Annotated in this window: 1 protein-coding gene; it reads right to left on the bottom strand. The window is 38.5% G+C overall.

The window, feature by feature from the left end; all coding sequences use genetic code 11:
* Positions 1-443 precede the first annotated feature (443 nt).
* Entirely contained in the window at positions 444-1,061 is a 618-nt protein-coding gene (locus CLV38_RS13600; protein ID WP_106196534.1) for a hypothetical protein, read from the bottom strand.
* Between the last annotated feature and the right edge of the window lie 153 nt (positions 1,062-1,214).

The following is a 1,214-nucleotide window of genomic DNA, read 5'->3' as shown; positions in this document are numbered from 1 at the left end:
CTAACTCTTCTAGTTTATCAAATAGAACGAAAGTATGGGATAAAAGTGCACATTATTATCTAGCAGTAACTGCATAATACAGTTTAGCAGTCACAAATGTTGGTAGTGGTACTCACATTTTACCAAAGAGAGCTGTCTTTTTCTTTACTTTTAAGCTGATTAATCTAAATAATCCTTATGATGTAAAGGATAGAACGGAGTTCTTAAGGGTGCGAAACTTGAGTATATTAGAAGCCACCTACTCGAAATCGCTAAGGCTACCAGGCTGCTCTTGACGCAGAGATCTTTGGAGCAGATACATCATTACGCAAAAGTGAATAAACAAAAGCAGCTTTGAGCATTGAACTCAAAGCTGTTTTTGTTTATAGGGAATAGTTTTTTAAGCATCCGTCGAAGTAACACACTAGCCGCGCTATATAGAATTGGCGAGTGTATTCCATGTCTTAATTTCTTTTTTTACGTTTTTTCTTTTTCGCTTGCTTCTTCAAGTAGTTCAGTCGCGTCTGCTTCTTTTGAGCAACCGTTTCTTCTGTAAAAACAGAAGGGGGAGGCGTTTGAGCCCGCTTCTTTGCTTGACTGCTTTGCTCAGGCTTATTCTCGGGTGCGTCTGTTTGATTCGTATCTGCTTCATCCTGTTGTTCAGGTACGGCTTCTATATTTGAGACTGCGCCTGCTGTTTCTCCCGGTAGCCAAAGCTGACCATCAACATTATAAGCCAGGCCATAGTCTATTAGAAGAAGAACACGCTCCAAGTCACTGTCTGACAGGTTACTATTATAAGTATCAAAAGATCGTTCTGCCTTCACCAAATTTTGAGAGTAAAATGAAAGAAGTTCCGGCTCTGAATTTAATAAGTCTACTCGCGCTTTTTCCATCCAGTCTGTCAAGGCTGTGACAATTTCTGCCTTTTTCCAGCTTTTGGCAATAGACAAATCATGGCGATCAATAAAATGGGCCAATTGATTTTTAGTATAACTTTGGTTTGCGACCTCTAAGGTCTGTTCTTCGGGTTCTTTCTTAATTTCCAACTGCTTGATAGTCTGTAACAACTGTTCGTTCATAATTATTTTCTCCTTATACGCTGATTTATTCAGTTTAACACAGATACAAGGCAATATATGTAACTGTCAAGGACAATTGTGCACTTTTTGCTAGATAACTTTGTGCACTTTTTTATTCAAAAATTGTTTCTCGATGTTTCATTCGATGACTCT

The organism is Alkalibacterium olivapovliticus, from assembly GCF_003003275.1.
GTDB classification, from domain to species: domain Bacteria; phylum Bacillota; class Bacilli; order Lactobacillales; family Carnobacteriaceae_A; genus Alkalibacterium; species Alkalibacterium olivapovliticum.
The sequence above is the reverse complement of the archived record's forward strand: the minus strand, read 5'-3'. Positions and strand labels throughout refer to the sequence as shown.